This is a genomic window from Pseudomonas sp. RIT357 (assembly GCF_000632245.1).
GTDB classification, from domain to species: Bacteria; Pseudomonadota; Gammaproteobacteria; order Pseudomonadales; family Pseudomonadaceae; genus Aquipseudomonas; species Aquipseudomonas sivasensis.
The window spans coordinates 188379-206113 of the sequence record NZ_JFYX01000046.1; the positions used below are offsets into that span (position 1 = coordinate 188379).

At 60.6% G+C, this 17735-nt stretch carries 10 protein-coding genes; 5 read left to right on the forward strand and 5 right to left on the reverse strand.

Translation table 11 applies throughout. The annotated features are described in order from the left end of the window. Positions 1-139: 139 nt before the first annotated feature. Together BW43_RS05035 and BW43_RS05030 are read left to right on the forward strand one after the other, a co-directional pair. The gene (locus BW43_RS05035) at positions 140-2155 is read left to right on the forward strand and encodes a type VI secretion system tip protein VgrG (RefSeq protein ID WP_032890353.1); all 2016 of its coding nucleotides are present in this window, start codon (positions 140-142) and stop codon (positions 2153-2155) included. Between the two features lie 15 nt (positions 2156-2170). Beyond that, positions 2171-2896, forward strand: coding sequence for a DUF4123 domain-containing protein (locus tag BW43_RS05030; RefSeq protein ID WP_032890355.1), 726 nt, complete (start codon positions 2171-2173; stop codon positions 2894-2896). Here BW43_RS05030 and BW43_RS05025 read toward each other — a convergent pair. Then, positions 2882-4159: an O-acetylhomoserine aminocarboxypropyltransferase/cysteine synthase family protein gene (locus BW43_RS05025; protein WP_032890357.1), complete on the reverse strand. Its 1278-nt coding sequence runs from the start codon at positions 4157-4159 to the stop codon at positions 2882-2884. The genes BW43_RS05030 and BW43_RS05025 overlap by 15 nt on opposite strands. A 174-nt stretch (positions 4160-4333) precedes the next feature. Between BW43_RS05025 and BW43_RS05020 the strand changes: the two genes are divergently transcribed. Further along, positions 4334-5170, forward strand: a complete 837-nt coding sequence (locus BW43_RS05020) for a 23S rRNA (adenine(2030)-N(6))-methyltransferase RlmJ (RefSeq protein ID WP_016975658.1) — start codon at positions 4334-4336, stop codon at positions 5168-5170. Between the two features lie 125 nt (positions 5171-5295). On the opposite strand, the gene msrA is transcribed toward BW43_RS05020, so the two are convergent. The 4 genes from msrA to aceE form a co-directional block, all read right to left on the reverse strand. Then, positions 5296-5943: a peptide-methionine (S)-S-oxide reductase MsrA gene (gene msrA / locus BW43_RS05015; RefSeq protein ID WP_032890360.1), complete on the reverse strand. Its 648-nt coding sequence runs from the start codon at positions 5941-5943 to the stop codon at positions 5296-5298. 72 nt (positions 5944-6015) lie between these two features. Beyond that, positions 6016-8709, reverse strand: a complete 2694-nt coding sequence (locus tag BW43_RS05010; RefSeq protein WP_032890362.1) for a bifunctional diguanylate cyclase/phosphodiesterase — start codon at positions 8707-8709, stop codon at positions 6016-6018. A gap of 303 nt (positions 8710-9012) precedes the next feature. Further along, positions 9013-10665 carry a dihydrolipoyllysine-residue acetyltransferase gene (gene aceF, locus BW43_RS05005; protein WP_032890364.1) on the reverse strand — a complete coding sequence of 551 codons (1653 nt, stop codon included), beginning with the start codon at positions 10663-10665 and terminating at the stop codon, positions 9013-9015. An 11-nt stretch (positions 10666-10676) separates the two neighbouring features. After that, on the reverse strand, positions 10677-13322 hold the full coding sequence (gene aceE, locus BW43_RS05000) for a pyruvate dehydrogenase (acetyl-transferring), homodimeric type (protein WP_032890366.1): 2646 nt from the start codon (positions 13320-13322) through the stop codon (positions 10677-10679). A 383-nt stretch (positions 13323-13705) separates the two neighbouring features. On the opposite strand from aceE, the gene glnE reads away from it, so the two are divergent. Both glnE and waaF read left to right on the forward strand, forming a co-directional pair. Then, a complete protein-coding gene (gene glnE, locus BW43_RS04995) occupies positions 13706-16645 on the forward strand; it encodes a bifunctional [glutamate--ammonia ligase]-adenylyl-L-tyrosine phosphorylase/[glutamate--ammonia-ligase] adenylyltransferase (protein WP_032890368.1) in 2940 nt (979 codons plus the stop codon). A gap of 54 nt (positions 16646-16699) precedes the next feature. Continuing rightward, on the forward strand, positions 16700-17734 hold the full coding sequence (gene waaF, locus BW43_RS04990) for a lipopolysaccharide heptosyltransferase II (RefSeq protein ID WP_032890370.1): 1035 nt from the start codon (positions 16700-16702) through the stop codon (positions 17732-17734). Position 17735: the final 1 nt, after the last annotated feature.

Sequence of the window (17735 nt, forward strand, 5' to 3'; positions counted from 1 at the left end):
AAAAAAGGCCCGCGTCCTACGGATGGCGGGCCTTTTTTTGCGCGTGTGTGTAGGGAGTTGCTGATTTATCGGGCGTGCGCTCTGCCGTGCAAAACAGTGGTGCAGAATCCACCGCCTACTCCTCGCAGAGAAACACCGGATGTTCGCTCCTGCCAATCAAAGTGCTTTTACCCTGACCCTCGACGGGGAGCCTAGTGAACTCAACGTCTTTGAGTTTCACGGTGCGGAAGCCATCAGCCAGCCGTATTGTTTTGACCTTGAACTGGTCAGTGAGCAGCCTGACCTCGACCTGGAAAGTTTGCTGCATCGCCAGGTTTTTCTGCGTTTCGATGAGCTCGGCCATGGCGTCCACGGCCTGGTCTATCGGGTGGCGCAGGGCGACTCCGGGCGGCGCCTGACGCGTTATCAGATCAAGCTCGTGCCGCAATTGGCCTACCTGGCCCACAGCAGTCACCAGCGTATTTTCCAGCATCAAACAGTGTCGCAGATTGTTGCGCAGGTGCTGGTAGAGCAGGGGGTCCCTGCCGATCAATTCGAATTTCACCTGAGCGGTGTTTACCCCGAGCGCGAGTATTGCGTGCAGTTTGCTGAAAGCGACTTGGCGTTCATTCAGCGGCTGTGTGCTGAGGAGGGCATTCACTATCACTTCCAGCACTCGCCTGAACGGCACTTGCTGGTATTTGGCGATGATCAAACAGTATTCGCCCAACCCAATCAGCCAACGCCCTACATGCCAGGCTCAGGGATGGTGGCGGATACACCCGCGATCAAGCGCTTTGCCGTGCAACTGGAAACCCGCACCACGGCGGTCAACCTGCGTGACTACGATTTCCGTAAACCTAGCCTGGTGCTGGAGAGTGACGTGGCCAGCGAACAGCTGCCACGTCTTGAGGCGCAGGGCTATCCCGGCCACTTTTGCGACCGGTCCCATGGCAAGTACCTCGCGCAACGGGGGTTGGAGCGGAACCGTAGCGACTATCGAATTGCCCGCGGCAGCGGTGATGAGCCGGCATTGGTCAGCGGCCATTTCCTTACGTTGACCGGTCACCCGCGCGATCCATGGAATGACTTGTGGTTGGTGACTCACGTCACTCATGAAGGCAAGCAACCCCAGGTGTTGGAGGAGGCGGTGACCGAGGTCGCCGGTGGCGATTTTCGTCAGGGTTATCGCAACGAGTTTGTTGCTGCGCCGTGGGACGTGATTTTCCGACCGCCTTTGCCCGAGCAACCGCGGCCGACATTGGCGGGTTATCAAAACGCAGTGGTGACTGGCCCCGCCGACAGTGAAATCCACTGCGATGAATTCGGGCGGGTCAAGGTGCAACTGGCCTGGGATCGAGCCGGGGAGCACAACGATCATTCCAGCTGCTGGCTGCGTGTCGCCAGCGGTTGGGCCCATGACCGCTATGGTGCGGTGCTTATTCCGCGAGTGGGTATGGAAGTGCTGGTGGGGTTCGTCAATGGTGATATGGACATGCCGCTGGTGGTGGGTTGCCTGCCCAACGCTGCGACATCGCTGCCCCTCGACCTGCCGGCCGACAAAACCCGCAGCATCTTGCGCAGTCGGAGCAGCCCCGGTGGCGGTGGCTACAACGAACTGCGCATCGAAGACCGCAAGGGCGCCGAGGAAATTTACCTGCGCGCCCAGCGAGATTGGACCCAGCATGTGCTGCATGACCAGCGGGTGGAGGTCGACAATCAACGTCGTATCAGGGTGGCGGGCGAGTCGCACCATGAGCTTCAAGGCGAAGAGCTGCGCATCACTCACGGCAATCGGCTCACCGAACTCAAGCAGGATGATCACCTGGTGATCGGCGGCTCGCAGCAGGTAAAGGCTGGGCTGACCATTCAGATCGGTGCAGGCCAAAGCGTTGTTATTGATGCGGGGGCCATCGTGACGATCCAGGCGGGAGGGCAGTCGATCACGTTGTCTGCGGGCGGTATTTTCAGCAGTGTGCCGATTCAGTTGGGAAGTGGTCCTGCTCCTGTGGCAGCGCCGTTGATGCCTGGAGTGAAGGAGAAGCTGTTGGCGGTTATCCCCGCGCCCCTGAGCCTGGTGCAGGTGGCTAGCCTCAAGCGTAGCGCTCCCTTTTGCGAAGAGTGTGAGCGCTGCAAGAGAGGGCAGTGCGATATCGCTCATTCAGCTCAGCCTTAAAAGGAAGTTATCCCCATGTCTGAACGGTTGATCCCCAGCGCTTGGCTTACACAATTCCCTCTGCTTCCCAATGAGCAGCTCTTCGTGGTGTTGGGCGCTGCCAGCGACGCCAATCCGCTTGCTGCCTGGCGAGCCACCTCAGCCGCATCGCTGCCCCAATCAATTTGGACAGGCACGGCTTACGCCGAATGGGAGGAGGTCATGCCTTACTTGGGCATCGTCGAACCTGACAGCGCCTTTCTTGAATGGGCTGCAACCACTGAAACAATGGATTGGGGGTGGCTGGCGGTATCTTCCAGTCCGTTAGACGTCGTCATCGCGCACCTCCAAAGTTTGACCAAGGTCTATCTGCCGGATGGCCAGGAAGTGTTTTTGCGATTCTGGGATGGCACCCAGTGTCTGCCGATGTTGCAGGGGCTAGGCGATGAGGCGGCAAAAGTATTGCCGGTGTTCCAGCGCTACTTGATCAACGGCCAGCCGCTGACGGTCGCGACGGGGCCTGCGACCGAGGCCAACACCAGCCCTTGGTGGCGAGTCCCCGCATCGCTCTTGGCACACCTGGCAGAGCAAGCACCGCAAACCTTGATCGACAACCTCTTGCAGTGGCTGCAAGAGCAGCGGCCCGACCTGTACACCGCCTTCACGTTGGCGACCTTGCAGCACAAGGTCGCCTATTTCGCTCGTCGGTCGGATATCACCCATGGGGCGTTGGCCGAATATCTGGCCTTAGAGTTGAGTTGAGCCCAGTGCCTGTTGCAGGTCCTCGATCAAATCTTCAATCGCCTCGATGCCTACCGACAGGCGAATCATCTCCGGCTTCACGCCGGCCTTGGCCTGTTCCTGTTCGTTCATTTGTCGATGGGTGGTGGACGCGGGGTGGCAGGCCAGGGACTTGGCGTCGCCGATATTCACCAAGCGTTTGAAGATTTGCAGGGCGTCGTAGAAGCGCACACCTGCCGCGTACCCGCCCTTCAGGCCGAAGGAAAGGATCGCCGAGGGTTTGCCTTGCAGGTATTTCTGCGCCAATGCGTGATGGGGGTGATCCGGCAGCCCCGCATAGCTGACCCATTCGACATCGGCATGGCCTTGGAGGAATTGCGCGACCTTGAGGGCATTTTCCGTATGGCGTTCCATGCGCAGGGCCAGGGTTTCCAGGCCCTGGAGCAGCAGGAAGGCGTTCATGGGCGCCAGTGCTGCGCCGGTGTTACGCAACGGTACGGTGCGCGCGCGAGCGATGAAGGCGGCGGGGCCGAACTTTTCGGTGTAGACCACGCCGTGGTAAGCCGGCTCGGGCTGGTTGAGGCCGGGGAATTTTTCCGGGTATTGGGTCCAGGGGAAGGTGCCGCTGTCGACGATCGCACCGCCGAGGGAGTTGCCATGGCCGCCGATGTATTTGGTCAGCGAGTGCACCACAATGTCGGCGCCGAACTGGATCGGCTTGCACAGGATCGGTGTGGCCACGGTGTTGTCCACCATTAGCGGCACGCCGCGGGCATGGGCGACCTCTGCCAGGGCTTCGATGTCGATGATATTGCCCGCCGGGTTGCCGATGCTTTCGCAATACACCAGCTTGGTGTTGTCGTCGATCAGTTCGGCGATGGCCGCGGCACTGTCGTCGCGGGCGAAGCGTACGTCGACGCCAAAGCTGGGCAGCAAGTGGGCGAACAGGGTGTAGGTGCCGCCGTAGAGCTGTGGCGTGGTGACGATATTGTCGCCGGCGCGAGTGAGGGTCTGGATCGCATAGTGAATGGCCGCGCTGCCGGCCGACACGGCCAGTGCCGCAATACCGCCTTCGAGGGCGGCGATGCGTTGCTCCAACACATCATTGGTGGGGTTCATGATGCGCGTGTAGATATTGCCGGGCACGTCGAGGTTGAACAGGTCGGCACCGTGCTGGGCGTTATCGAATTCGAAAGCGACGTTCTGGTAGATCGGCACGGCCACGGCCTTGGTGGTCGGGTCCGACTTGAAGGCGTGGTGCAGTGCGATGGTTGCGTCTTTCATGATTGTTATTGACCTCCCTGGATGGTGGATGGCCACAATAAATCCGCCTTGGCGCCAGCATTTAGATTTTTTTCAGTCCCCGTCCTGCTTTTACGACATAAGCACCGCCTGGCATGCAGCCCTGCACCTTTGCGCCCGTAGAAGGTAAACTTCGCCCCCTGCGCAGGAGCAACCATGAATTATCGTCACGCCTTTCACGCCGGCAACCACGCCGATGTCTTCAAACACCTGACCTTGACCCGCCTCATCGCCCTGATGTCGCGCAAGGAGCAGCCGTTCGCCTACCTCGACACCCACGCAGGGATTGGTCTGTACGACCTGCAAGGCGACCAGGCCAATCGCACGGGTGAGTATCTGGAAGGCATCGCGCGCCTATGGGGCGAAAGCGACCTGCCGCCGCTGACTGCCGATTACATGCGCGTGCTGCACGAGATGAATCCTGACGGTCAGTTACGCTACTACCCTGGCTCGCCGGAATTGGCGCGGCGCCTCACGCGCCCACAGGACCGCGTGTTGCTCAATGAAAAGCACCCGGAGGACGGCGTGCTGCTCAAAGACAATATGAAGGGTGATCGCCGCGTCAAAGTGCACTTGGGCGAAGGCTGGCATGTGCCGCGTGCCTTGCTGCCTGTGCCGGAAAAACGCGCGCTGATGCTGATCGACCCGCCGTTTGAAAAGCTCGACGAGATGCAACGCTGCGCCGCCTCCCTCAAGGAAGCCGTCAGCCGCATGCGCCAAACCGTCGCGGCGATCTGGTACCCGGTGAAGGATCAACGCATGCTGCGTCGCTTCTACCAGGACCTGGCCGGCACCGGTGCGCCGAAGTTGCTGCGTGTGGAATTGCTGGTGCATCCGCTGGACACGCCCAACACCTTGACGGGCTCGGGCCTGGCGATTGCCAACCCGCCTTGGGGTCTGGAAGAGGAATTGCGTGAACTGCTGCCGTGGCTGTCCAAGAAGCTTGGCCAGACCCAGGGTGGGTGGCAGATGGATTGGCTTATCGCCGAATAATCCTCGGCGCTGATCAAGTGTGGGGGGGGGCTTGCCTCCGATAGCGGTGGGTCAGCTACAGATGTACTGACTGACATTCAGCTATCGGGGGCAAGCCCCCTCCCACATTTTGATCTACGTCGGCTTTAGATCGGGCAGGTCACGCCGGTCCCGCCGATCCCACAGTAGCCCTGCGGGTTCTTCGCCAAGTACTGCTGGTGATACGCCTCGGCGAAGTACACCGTTGGGGCTTCTTCGATTTCCGTGGTGATAGCACCCAGGCCGGATTTGGTCAGCTCTTGCTGATAAGTCTCGGCACTGGCCTTCGCCGCCGCCAATTGCTCAGGCGTGGTCGCATAGACCACCGAACGGTACTGGCTGCCGATATCGTTGCCCTGGCGCATGCCCTGAGTTGGGTTGTGCAATTCCCAGAACATCTTCAACAGGTCTTCGTATTTCACTTTGGCCTGGTCATAAACCACCAGCACCACTTCACTGTGACCGGTCAGGCCGGAGCAGACTTCTTCGTAAGTCGGGTTCGGCGTGTAGCCGCCCGCGTAGCCGACCACGGTGCTGACCACGCCCTCGCGCTGCCAGAACCTGCGCTCCGCACCCCAAAAGCAGCCCAGGCCGAAGATGGCAAAACCCACGTCATCGACGAACGGGCCGAGCAGTGGGTTGCCGTTGACGAAGTGCGTCTCCGGCAGATTCATCGGGGTTTCACGACCAGGCAACGCTTGTTCTTGAGTAGGCAACACGTTTTTGTTCACCAGAATTTCCGAGCGCAAGACCATGATCAGTCCTCTCAGTCAGATTGAGTAAGGTAAGAATTCAGACAGCCAGTGTGCCCGAGTGTTACCGCGCTGTCAGGCGATTGGCCCGCGCGGGTAGCGTTTGAGCTTCTCAAGCAGCTCTGCGCCGGGGATTGGCCGGTCGAACAGGTAGCCCTGGCCCACGTCGCAGCGATGCCGACGCAGGAACGCCAGTTGCTCGGCGGTCTCGATGCCTTCGGCCACGACCTTGAGCTTGAGGTTGTGAGCCATGGCGATCACGGCCGAGGTGATTTCCATGTCGTCCTGGTTGTCCGGAATTTCATGGATAAAGCTGCGATCGATCTTAATGATGTCGATGGGGAATTTTTTCAGGTAGCTCAGCGACGAGTAACCGGTACCGAAGTCGTCCATGGCCAGGGTCAGGCCAAAACTCTTCAACTGATCCAGTTGCAGGCGCGTGTCTTCAGTGGCTTCCAGCAGCAGGCCTTCGGTCAGCTCCAGCTCCAGCAGGTTGGCCGGCAGCTCTTCTTCCTTGAGGATTGTGGCAATCGAGGCCACCAGGTCCGGGTCGGAGAACTGCTTGGGTGACAGGTTGATCGCCACCTGCAGGTTGCCCATGCCGGCGGCGCTCAGTTGCTTGCTCATGCGGCAGGCCTGGCGGGCGATCCATTTGCCGATGGGAATAATCAGACCCGTCTCTTCGGCCACGCTGATGAACTGATCGGGACGGATCATGCCCTTTTCCGGGTGATTCCAGCGCAGCAGCGCTTCCATGCCCAGCAACCGGCCGCTGCGCAGGCACAGCTTGGGCTGGTAGAACACGTCCAGTTCGTTCTGGGTCAGGGCGCGACGCAGGTTGTTTTCCACGAACAGCTTGTAGCTAGCCTCGGCGTTCAGCGCCTCTGTAAACACCTGAACCTGGTGTTTGCCGTTGGCCTTGGCCTTGTGCAGGGCCAGGCCGGCGTTGCGCATCAGGGTCTGCGGGTCGCGCCCGTGCAGCGGCGCGCAGGCCAGGCCCACGGAACCGGTGACGCTGATCAATTGGTTGTCGACGAACATCGGTTTGTCGAGCGTCGCCAGCAATTGGCTGGCGACCTGCTGGCCGCTTTCCAGGTCGGTGTCGTCCAGCAACACCGCAAACTCGTTACTGGCAAAGCGCGCCAGGCTGCCGCTGGCACTCAGGCTGTTGCGCAGGCGGCGGGCCAGGCTGATCAACAGCTTGTCGCCGGTCTGGTGGCCAAGGCTGTCGTTGATGCGTTTGAAGTTGTCGATGTCTACCAGCAACAGGCTGATCGGGCTATCGCTGTCGCGTGCAAAGCGTTCATCGAGGTTGCGGATAAACGCCGGGCGGTTGCCCAGGTTGGTCAGGTTGTCGGTATACGCCAGACGCTCGATGCGCTGCTGGGCGAGCTTGGTCTGGGTGATGTCTTCGTAGATGCCGATGTAGTGCGTCAGCTCACGGTTGTCGCCATACACCTTGGAAATCGACAACTGGCCCCAGTAGGGTTCGAGGTTCTTGCGCCGGCTCTTGAACTCGCCCTGCCAGCTGTTGCTCTTGGCCAGGCTCGATGGGGCGTCGAACAGCAATTCGCTGAGGTTTTCCAGGGCGGGCAATTGCGCCAGGCGGTGGCCGTGGACTTCTTCGGCGCTGTACTGGGTGATCGCGGTAAAGCTTGGGTTCACGTACTCCACCACGCCGTCGCAATTGACCAGCAGAAAGGCGTTGGCGCTTTGCTCCACCGCACGCTGGAACAAATGCAGGGCGCTGGTGGCAGTACGGCGGTTGTGGTTGTTGATCACTTGCGCGAACTGGTCAGCGAGCTCGCCGGCGAAGGCGATCTCGTCAGCCTGCCAGTCACGCGGGCTGCCGCACTGCTCCAGGCACAATACGCCGACCACTTGGCCGTCGACGCGGATGCTCGCATCGAGCATGGCGTGGATGTCTCTGTTGCGTAGATTCTCGGCCATTTCGCGGGTGCGCGGATCGCGCATGGCGTTGGTGGCGTCGATGGCGCGGCTGCTTTGCAAGGCTTCCAGATAATCCGGGAAGCGGCTGGCATCGATGGGTTCGGGCAGATGGTGCTGTTGGTTGTCGCGGTGGTAAGCCGAGATTGGCACCAGGCGCTGGTCTTCGAGGTTCCAGATGCTGGCGCAGTCGATCTGGTAGATATCGCAGGCGCTGCGCGTGATCAGCTCGGCGGCTTCCTGAAGCGAATTGTTGGCGGTGTAGCGCTGGCGGGCCAGCAACAGGATCAGTTCCTGCTGGGCGCGCACTCGTTCCAGGTGCTGCAATTGCTCTTGCTGGGCGCGCTGGTTCAGCTCCAGGGCGATTTGCAGGCGGCTGTTCTGGCTTTCCAGATCCTCGGTCGGGACGGGTAAGGGAAGCTCGCTGAACAGACCATCAACCACCATCAGGTAGCCGCGCAGCAGATGGCGATTGTGTTGTTTGTAGGCTTCGCCCATTTCCAGCAGGCTCAGAGGGCCGTCACTGGTGTGCAGGGTGTAGCGCACCAGGTAATGAGGGCTCTGGGTCAATTGCTGCTGGATGATGTCGTGCAGTTGATAGCGGGCCTGGGGTTCCATCAGGCTGGCGTAGGGCGTGCCGAGCAGGGCACACAACTCGACCGCAGGCAGGCCGAATTGGCGCTCGCAGTTGGGGTCAAGGTACAGGAGAGCCCAGCTTGCCTCATTAAGCCGCTCGAAACGCAGCATACCGAGGCGCGAAGGCACCGGTAACTGCGTCACTACCTCGGCCGCCATACGGGCGACATCGGGTTGGCTTTTCATGGGGAGACTCACTTCAGAAAACGCGCACGGCGCAGGGCTCACGCCCTCTTTTTTTGTTGCCTGTGGCAAGGTTGCATCATGCGGCACAGACTGACAAGAGAGGATGAAGGCTAAGTGCTATAAGGGGGTTATCGGCCGGGCGAGGGATTTCTTCAATCGAGATGACAGAAGGTGTACAAACCTGTTCTGTCTGTATCGAAAAGCAAAAAAAGCCCCGCCAAATTGACGGGGTTGAGGTACGAGCGTGGCGCTCGGAAATCGGTGCAACCAAGTCTCCCCGGTGAAGGGGAGACCTGATCTGGCTTACAGCAAGATGGTGCGGATGTCGTTCAGCAGCTGGCTCAGACGCTGGGTAAAGCGTGCAGCGGCCGCGCCGTTGATCACACGGTGATCGTAGGACAGCGACAGTGGCAGCATCAGCTTCGGCTGGAACGCTTTACCGTCCCAGACCGGCTGGATGGTTGCCTTGGAAACACCCAGGATCGCCACTTCCGGCGCGTTGACGATTGGCGTGAAGCCAGTGCCGCCAATGTGACCGAGGCTGGAGATCGTGAAGCAGGCGCCTTGCATGTCGTCTGCGGTCAGCTTCTTGTCGCGGGCTTTGGCAGCCAGCGCAGCCGCTTCGGCAGCGAGTTGCAGCAGGCTCTTCTGGTCGACGTTCTTGATGACCGGTACCAGCAGGCCGTCAGGGGTGTCTACAGCGAAGCCCACGTTGACGTATTTCTTGCGAATGATCGCTTTGCCGCTTGGCGCCAGTGAGCTGTTGAAGTCCGGCAGTTCCTTGAGCAGGTGTGCACACGCCTTGAGCAGTAGTGGCAGCACGGTCAGTTTCACGCCAGCCTTCTCGGCCACGGCTTTCTGCGCAACGCGGAAAGCTTCCAGGTCGGTGATGTCGGCCTGGTCGAACTGGGTAACGTGCGGAATGTTCAGCCAGCTGCGGTGCAGGCTCGACGCGCCGATTTGCATCAGGCGAGTCATTGGCACTTCTTCGGTCTCGCCGAAGCGGCTGAAGTCCACGACCGGGATCGGTGGAATGCCTGAGCCGCCGGTAGCAGCGCCGGCAGCCGGAGCTTCCTTGGCTTTCTGCATCATGGCTTTGACGTAAACCTGCACATCTTCCTTCAGCACGCGGCCATGTGGGCCAGTGGCCGACACAGCGTTCAGCTCGACGCCGAATTCACGGGCCAGTTGGCGTACCGCCGGGCCAGCGTGAACCTTGGCACCGCTTGGCGCAGGTGCAGCAGCAGCTGGAGCCGGTGCGGCCTCGGCTTTTGCAGCAGGTGCGGGTGCAGCGGCCGGTGCAGCTTCAGCTTTGGCAGCAGCCGGAGCGGCGGCGGCGGGGGCTGGAGCGGCAGCCGGTGCGGCGCCTTGTACTTTCAGCTTGAGGATGAAGTCACCGGTGCCGACTTCGTCTTCCAGTTTGACTGCGATGCTTTCCACCACGCCGGCAGCCGGCGAAGGGATTTCCATGGAAGCCTTGTCGGATTCCAGGGTTATCAGCGATTGGTCGGCTTCGACGGTGTCGCCAACCTTGACCAACAGCTCGATGATCTTGGCCTTCCCCGACGAGCCGATGTCCGGAACATGAATGTCCTGAACAGAGGCGGCGGCCGGTGCAGCAGCCGGGGCCGCAGGGGCCTCGGCTGCAGCGGCAGGCTTTTCAGCGGCAGGCGCTGGTGCAGCAGCGGCAGCAGGAGCCGCCGCAGGTGCAGCATCAGCGGCACCTTCGATTTCCAGCTCCAGCAGTTCGTCGCCTTCTTTCAGGCGGTCGCCCAGCTTTACTTTCAGGCTCTTGACCACGCCGGCCTTGGGAGCAGGGATTTCCATGCTCGCCTTGTCCGACTCCAGGGTCAGGACGCTCTGGTCGGCTTCGACTTTGTCGCCGACCTTCACAAACAGCTCGATTACTTCACCTTCACCGCTGCCGATGTCAGGTACGCGAATGAGTTCGCTCACAAAAAATCTCCTCAGCAGTCCAGTGGGTTGCGTTTTTCCGGGTTGATCCCGAACTTGACGATAGCGTCAGCCACCACCTTAGGTTCGATCTCACCACGGTCAGCCAAGGCTTCCAGGGCTGCCAACACCACGAAGTGACGGTCGACTTCGAAGAAGTGACGCAGCTTCTTACGGCTGTCACTGCGGCCGAAACCGTCGGTACCCAGGACTTTGAATTCCTTGGATGGGACCCACTGGCGAATTTGTTCAGCGAACAGCTTCATGTAGTCGGTAGAGGCAATGACTGGACCTTTACGGCCGGCCAGGCACTCTTCGACGTAGCTCTTCGCGGGTTTCTGACCAGGATGCAGGCGGTTGCTGCGCTCTACGGCCAGGCCGTCGCGACGCAGTTCGTTGAAGCTGGTAACGCTCCACACGTCGGCGCCGACGTTGAATTCGTCACGCAGGATCTTCGCTGCTTCACGCACTTCACGCAGGATGGTGCCGGAGCCCATCAGCTGTACGTGGTGCGCTGCTTCCTTGGTGTCTTCTTCGAGCAGGTACATGCCCTTGATGATGCCTTCCTCGACACCGGCCGGCATGGCTGGCTGCTGGTAGGACTCGTTCATCACGGTGATGTAGTAGAAAACGTCCTGCTGCTCTTCGGTCATCTTCTTCATGCCGTCCTGGATGATCACCGCCAGCTCATAGCCGTAGGTTGGATCAAAGGTGCGGCAGTTCGGGATGGTGGCAGCCAGGATGTGGCTGTGACCGTCTTCGTGTTGCAGGCCTTCGCCGTTCAGCGTGGTCCGGCCGGCGGTGCCGCCGATCAGGAAGCCACGGGTACGGCTGTCGCCTGCTGCCCAAGCCAGGTCGCCGATACGCTGGAAGCCGAACATCGAGTAGAAGATGTAGAACGGCAGCATCGGCTGGTTGTGGCTGGAGTACGAAGTACCGGCAGCGATGAAGGAGCTCATGGCGCCCGCTTCGTTGATGCCTTCTTCGAGGATCTGACCCTTCTTGTCTTCCTTGTAGAACATCACCTGGTCTTTATCGACTGGCTCATAGAGCTGGCCGACGGAGGAGTAGATGCCCAACTGACGGAACATGCCTTCCATACCGAAGGTACGGGCTTCGTCCGGGATAATCGGAACGATGCGTGGACCGATTTCCTTGTCCTTGACCAACTGCGCGAGGATCCGCACGAAGGCCATGGTGGTGGAAATTTCACGGTCGCCCGAACCGTCCAGGATAGCCTTGAGGGTGCTCAGGTCCGGGGTCGGTACGGAGAAACTGTTGGCGCGGCGCTGTGGTACGAAACCGCCCAGTGCAGTGCGGCGCTCGCTCAGGTAGCGGGCTTCGGCGCTGTTTGGCTCTGGCTTGAAGAACGGCAGGTTTTCCAGCTCTTCGTCCTTGACCGGGATGTCGAAGCGGTCGCGGAACAACTTCAGGCTGTCGACGTCGACTTTCTTGGTGTTGTGCGCAGTGTTCTTCGCTTCGCCAGCACCGGTGCCATAACCCTTGATGGTCTTGGCCAGGATGACGGTTGGTTGTTCTTTGTGGTTGACCGCTTCGTGGTACGCCGCGTAGACCTTGTACGGGTCGTGGCCGCCACGGTTGAGTTTCCAGATCTCGTCGTCGGACAGGTCTGCAACCATTGCCTTGAGTTCAGGCGTGTTGAAGAAGTGTTCACGTACGAACGCGCCGTCTTTGGCTTTGTAGTTCTGGTACTCGCCGTCGATGACTTCGTCCATGCGACGTTGCAGGATACCGTCAACGTCCTTGGCCAGCAGTGGGTCCCAGAAACGGCCCCAGATGACTTTGGTCACGTTCCACTGAGCACCGCGGAACACGCCTTCGAGTTCCTGGATGATCTTGCCGTTGCCGCGAACCGGGCCGTCGAGGCGCTGCAGGTTGCAGTTGATGACGAAGATCAGGTTGTCCAGCTTCTCGCGGCCGGCCAGGGAGATGGCGCCCAGGGATTCCGGCTCGTCGCACTCGCCGTCGCCCAGGAAGCACCAGACTTTCTGCTTGCCTTCAGGGATGAAACCACGGGCTTCCAGGTACTTCATGAAACGTGCCTGGTAGATCGCTTGAATTGGACCCAGACCCATGGAAACGGTCGGGAACTGCCAGAAATCAGGCATCAGCCAAGGGTGCGGGTAGGACGACAAGCCGCCACCGTCGACTTCCTGGCGGAAGTTGTTCATCTGGTCTTCGGTGATGCGACCTTCCATGAACGCGCGGGCATAAACGCCTGGCGAGGTGTGACCCTGGAAGTAGATCAGGTCGCCGCCGTGTTCGTCGGTCGGGGCCTGGAAGAAGTAGTTGAAGCCAATGTCATACAGGGTTGCGCTGGAAGCGAAGCTGGAGATGTGACCGCCCAGGTCCGAATCTTTCAAGTTCGTGCGCATTACCATCGCCATGGCGTTCCAACGTACCAGCGAGCGAATGCGGCGTTCCATGAACAGGTCGCCAGGCATGCGTGCTTCGTGGGTAACGGGGATGGTGTTGCGGTATGGCGTGGTGATGGCGTAGGGCAGTTGCGAGCCGCTGCGGGTCGCGAGTTCGCCCATACGGGTCATCAGGTAGTGAGCACGGTCTTCGCCTTCTTTGTCGAGAACCGATTCCAGGGCGTCCAGCCATTCCTGGGTTTCGACGGGATCGAGGTCTTGCATGGCTTGCTCCAGGGCGGAAAGGCTACCAGAATCGGTTGCCTGAAGTTTGCGACTGGCCTTGTGGGCAGACGACATAAATTCTTGGATGGCCGAAGGTTGCTTCGGCGTCCTGTAGTTTTACTACAAATCGTCGGCCATTTCAGCCTTTCGAATGTATATACGAGTAGTAAAACTACACAAGACCGAGCGTATGGCTCGGTCTGGCTGGTGAGCATAATCGTTATTGTTGATCTTTTGCGAACAAGAAAAGGTAGAAGTTTAATGTTGTCTGCCAAAAACTATAAATTTTCAGCTATTTATAACCTTTGTTCGACAGTCCTTCATCGAGCGTGCTTCTTGCGTTCGCAGCAACAAGCCCATTACGCGCCGATCAAGGATAGACCATGAGCCTTCCAATGCTGGCCGAATTGCCGGCCATTCTCCTCCCAATTGCCCAGCGGGCCGAGCAGTCATTTCGTGACGCAGTGGCCGCGCTGGACGACGATCATGGACTTTGTACGTGGACGCCGCAACGCTGGGCCGACTTCGCCCGGGTGTGCGCCGCCAGTGATTTCGTCATTGAACAGAGTGTTCGTGACCCTTTGATGTTGCTGGAGCTGGTGGCCTGGGGTGAGCTGGACCGCGGCTTTGCGCCGGGCGAGCTGTGCGGGCAAATTGCAGGCGCTGTGCAACAGGCCGAAACCGAAGACGAACTGGGCCGCGTATTGCGTCGCCAGCGCACGCGCCAGCAAGTACGGATTATTTGGCGCGACCTGACCCGTCAGGCTGATCTGGTGCAGACCTGTCGAGATCTGTCCGACATGGCTGACGCCTGCATCGACCAAGCCTACCAATGGCTGTACCAACGCCACTGCGTACAGTTCGGCACGCCCACCGGCCGGCGCAGCGGCGAGCCGCAGCACATGGTCATCCTTGGCATGGGCAAGCTCGGCGCGGTGGAGCTGAACCTCTCGTCGGATATCGACCTGATCTTCGCCTACCCCGAAGGCGGCGAAACAGTGGGCGTGAAGCGTTCACTGGATAACCAGGAGTTCTTCATTCGCCTTGGTCAAAAACTGATCAAGGCCCTCGACCCCATGACCGTCGACGGTTTTGTGTTCCGCGTTGATATGCGCCTGCGTCCCTACGGTTCGGCCGGAGCGCTGGTGCTCAGCTTCAATGCGCTGGAGCAGTACTACCAGGATCAGGGCCGCGACTGGGAACGCTACGCCATGATCAAGGCGCGCGTAGTGGCAGGCGACCAGGTGGCCGGTGCGCAATTGCTCGATATGCTGCGACCGTTTGTGTACCGCCGCTACCTGGACTTCTCCGCCATCGAAGCGCTGCGCACCATGAAGCAGTTGATCCAGCAGGAAGTGCGGCGCAAAGGCATGGCCGACAATATCAAGCTCGGCTCGGGCGGTATCCGCGAGGTGGAATTCATCGCTCAGGCCTTCCAGCTGATTCACGGCGGTCGCGACCTCAGCCTGCAACAACGCCCGCTGCTCAAAGTGCTCGGTACCCTGGAGGGCCAGGGTTACCTGCCGCCGGCGGTGATCGCGGAGTTGCGCAATGGCTACGAGTTCCTGCGCTACACCGAGCATGCCATCCAGGCAATAGCTGACCGCCAGACCCAAATGCTTCCGAGCACTCCGGAAGATCAGGCGCGCATTGCCTTTATGCTGGGCTTTGCCGACTGGGCCGCATTCCATGAGCGCCTGATGCACTGGCGTGGTCGGGTGGACTGGCACTTCCGCCAAGTGATTGCCGACCCCGATGAAGAAGAGGGCGAAGAAAGCGAGTTGGTAGTGGGCGGTGAGTGGTTGCCGCTCTGGGAAGAGTCCCAGGATGAAGACGCCGCCTGCCGCCAATTGACCGAAGGCGGCTTCACTGACGCGCCCAGGGCGCTCAAGGCCCTGGCTGGTTTGCGCGGCAGCCCGCAGTTACGTGCGATGCAACGCCTCGGTCGCGAACGGCTGGATGCGTTTATCCCGCGCCTGTTGGCCCAGGCGGTCGAACACGCCAACCCGGACCTGGTGTTGGAGCGCGTGCTGCCGCTGGTGGAGGCCGTCGCCCGTCGCTCCGCTTACCTGGTGCTGCTCACGGAAAACCCCGACGCCCTGCGCCGCCTGTTGACCCTGTGCGCCGCCAGCCCGTGGATTGCTGAGCAGATCACCCGTTTCCCGCTGTTGCTGGACGAGTTGCTCAACGAAGGCCGCCTGTTCAAGCCGCCGCTGGCGCCGGAGTTGGCCGCCGAATTGCGCGAGCGCCTCACGCGTATCCCCGAGGACGACCTTGAGCAGCAGATGGAAGCGCTGCGTCACTTCAAGCTCGCCCACCGCCTACGCGTGGCCGCTTCGGAAATCGCCGGCAGCCTGCCGTTGATGAAAGTCAGCGACTACCTGACCTGGCTCGCCGAAGCCATCCTCGAACAAGTGCTGGCCCTGGCCTGGCGCCAGACCGTGGCGCGCCACGGCTCGCCGCAGCGTCTGGACGGCACCCTGTGCGATCCTGGGTTCATTATTGTCGGTTATGGGAAAGTCGGCGGGATCGAACTGGGGCATGGTTCGGACCTGGATCTGGTGTTTATCCATGATGGCGATCCGCAAGCCGAAACCGATGGCGCCAAGCCGATTGACGGCGCGCAGTTCTTCACGCGCCTTGGCCAGCGCATCATTCACCTGCTGACCACCCAGACCAACTCCGGTCAGTTGTACGAAGTGGATATGCGCCTGCGACCTTCCGGTGCGTCCGGTTTGCTGGTCAGTTCGCTGGGTGCATTTGATCGCTATCAACAAAATGAAGCGTGGACCTGGGAGCATCAGGCCCTGATCCGCGCGCGGGTGCTGGTTGGCAGTCAGGATGTGGGCCGTGCGTTCGAGCAGGTACGGGCTAAAGTGTTGGGGCGTGAGCGGGATCTGGCGAAACTGCGCCAGGAGGTCAGCGAGATGCGCACCAAGATGCGTGACAACCTGGGCACCAAGGCCACCACAGCCGGTACGGGCGCCAATGCCTTCGACGCCGCGGCCGTGTTCGACCTCAAGCAGGACGCCGGAGGTATCGTCGATATTGAATTTATGGTGCAATACGCGGCTTTGGCGTGGTCTGCCCAGCACCCATCGTTGCTGCGCTACACCGACAATATCCGCATTCTGGAAGGCCTGGAGCAGGTGGGGTTGATGCCCGCCGCCGATGCCCACCTGCTGCGCGAGGTGTATAAGGCCTACCGTTCCGCTGCGCATCGCCAGGCCTTGCAAAACGAGGCCGGTACGGTGGCGGGGGATCAGTTCGCCGACGAACGGCGACAGGTGATGCGCATCTGGCAGGAGCTGGGGTTGAGCTGAAACACTATTAGGGCGGGGAGGCATAAGCCTCCCCGCATCGTTTGTGGAAACTACATGAATATTCTGATCGTTGGGCCCAGTTGGGTCGGTGACATGGTGATGGCACAGACACTGTTCCAGTGCTTGCGCCAGCGCCACCCAGACTGCCAGATCGACGTGCTCGCTCCTGAGTGGAGCCGGCCGATCCTTGAGCGCATGCCCGAAGTGCGCAACGCCTTGAGCTTCCCGCTCGGCCACGGCGCCCTGGAGCTGGCAACCCGCCGTCGCATCGGCAAATCCCTGGCCGGCCAGTATGACCAGGCGATCCTGTTGCCCAACTCGCTGAAGTCGGCGCTGGTGCCGTTTTTTGCTGGCATCCCCAAGCGCACCGGCTGGCGCGGTGAGTTTCGCTACGTATTGCTTAACGATGTGCGCACGTTGGATAAGGCGCGCTATCCGCTGATGATCGAACGCTTCATGGCGTTGGCATATGAGCCAGGCGCGGAGCTGCCCAAGCCGTACCCGCGCCCGAGCCTGCAGATCGACCCAGTAACCCGCGACGCGGCCCTGGCCAAGTTCGGCCTGACGCTTGATCGCCCGGTGCTTGCCCTGTGCCCTGGCGCCGAGTTTGGCGAGTCCAAGCGCTGGCCGGCGGAGCACTACGCCAAAGTCGCCGAGATGAAGATTCGCGAAGGCTGGCAGGTGTGGTTGTTCGGCTCGAAAAAAGATCATCCGGTGGGTGAAGAGATTCGCCAGCGCCTGATTCCTGGCCTGCGCGAAGAGTCGGTGAACCTGAGTGGCGACACATCGCTGGCCGAGGCGATTGACCTGCTGTCTTGCGCGGATTCGGTGGTGTCCAACGACTCCGGCCTGATGCACGTGGCTGCAGCGCTGAACCGCCCATTGGTGGCCGTGTACGGTTCGACGTCTCCAGGGTTTACCCCGCCCCTGGCCGACAAGGTTGAAGTGGTGCGCCTGGGCCTTGAATGCAGCCCTTGCTTTGACCGTACTTGCCGTTTCGGCCACTACAACTGCATGCGCCAGTTGCTGCCACAGCCGGTGAACGAGGCTTTGCAGCGGTTGCAGGGCACTGCGGTCGAGGTTCACTGAG